1 protein-coding gene is annotated in these 1,706 nt (G+C 39.4%); it reads left to right on the top strand.

Features of this window, described 5'->3' with window-relative positions; all coding sequences use genetic code 11:
• Positions 1 to 132 precede the first annotated feature (132 nt).
• The coding region (locus PQ511_RS23520; protein ID WP_273854339.1) for an IS1182 family transposase at positions 133 to 1,706 on the top strand (1,574 nt) is incomplete at its 3' end.

The following is a 1,706-nucleotide window of genomic DNA, read 5'->3' as shown; positions in this document are numbered from 1 at the left end:
GAACCGTCCGAGACCAGTGAAAAAGTCGGATTAAGACCAGACCGGTGAGTAAAATTTAAAATTCTCCATGAAAAAACCCCCTGAATGGTATAATGGGTACGACCAAATACCGACCATTAGGGGGTTTTACTTGTGCTTCGATTACAGTCAAAGCAATCAAGTTTTCACTCTGTATTATACGATAAAATTCCGGAAAATCATATCCTTAAGAAGATAACGACCGTTATTGATTTTTCTTTCATTAACGATCTTTTGAAAGACAGTTACTCCGAGCGTTTTGGCCGTCCTGCCAAAGAACCAGAGTTAATGTGTAAACTTTTATTTTTACAACATTTATATAATTATTCCGATGAACAAATGAAGGCAGAAGCGGAACTGAACCTCGCGTTTATGTACTTTCTCGGTCTCAATCCAGAAGATTCCCTGCCAGATAAAAGTCTTCTGTCCAAGTTTCGAACGCAGCGACTTGGAGAAAATACTCTTGATGAAATGATGACTGAAATGGCGAGACAATGTGTAGAACAAGGGATTCTCGAAGGAAAAAGTGTCAGTATTGACGCTACCCATATCGAAGCGAATACTAAGAAGAAAACACCTGAGCGATTGATGAAACATCTGGCTCGGAATATCATTCATACCTATGAACGAGAAACGGGGCAATCACTTGAGAACTTACCAGAGGTTCCAGATTATCAGGAGATTGCGGATCACCGAGAAGCGAAAGCTGTGATGAAAGATTACTTATTGAACGTAATGAATCAAGTAGAGAAACAAGCATCAAATCACAATCAAAACACGAAGGAATCAATACAAAAAGCTCAGAAGATCCTAGCGGATCCCAAGTTTATCAACCAGAAAGGCATCCGATCCCTTATTGACGAAGATGCGAGAGTCGGCAGAAAAAGTAGGACGCAGGACTTTTATGGATACAAAACTGAGTTTGTGATGACAACAAAAGAACGGATAATTACGTCCGTACGCACATCGGATGGTGCTTACACAGATGGTAGTTATGCCAAAGAAATGTTAGCTCAAACTTTAAAATCAAACATGACCATCACGGAAGTGTATGGGGATAAAGCTTATTTCAGAAAATCTATACTAGATGATATAAAATCCTTAAAAGCGCACCCTTATATACCCGTAAGCTCTCTTGTATACCGACTTGACGAAAGTCAATTCACCTATAATAAAGACGCTGATGAATGGCAGTGTAGCCAAGGAAACATCACCGAAAGAAAGAAATACTTTAGGACAAAAGGGAAAGATGGTGGCAGAGAAGGATATAAATATTACTTTGGATTGAAGCAATGTAAAGCCTGCCCACTTCATGACGAATGTGCAAAGAAAAGGGCAAGGAGATTACTGGTGGTAGGGGTTAACACAGCTGAATTTTATGAAATATCTCAACACCAAAAGTCCGAAGCGTTTAAAGAAAAATATAAAAAGCGAGCTTCTATAGAAGGAAAGAATGCGGAGCTCAAACGATTTCATGGCCTATCTCGAACCAGGGGGTATGGTCTATTAAGTGCATCCATTCAATCGAAATTAGCCGCCGTCGCGGTAAACATAAAGAGGATCGCTACGATAGCGTCCTCTTTTTTCATGTATATTTGGTTGAAAAGCTTCTATTATATTCTTTATTTAGGGTTAGCTATTAAGTCTAAGAAAAAAACGTTAGTTTTTCACTGGTCTCGAACCGTCCC

It is taken from the genome of Guptibacillus spartinae (assembly GCF_028610625.1).
GTDB classification, from domain to species: Bacteria; Bacillota; Bacilli; order Bacillales; family Guptibacillaceae; genus Guptibacillus; species Guptibacillus spartinae.
The sequence above is the reverse complement of the archived record's forward strand: the minus strand, read 5'-3'. Positions and strand labels throughout refer to the sequence as shown.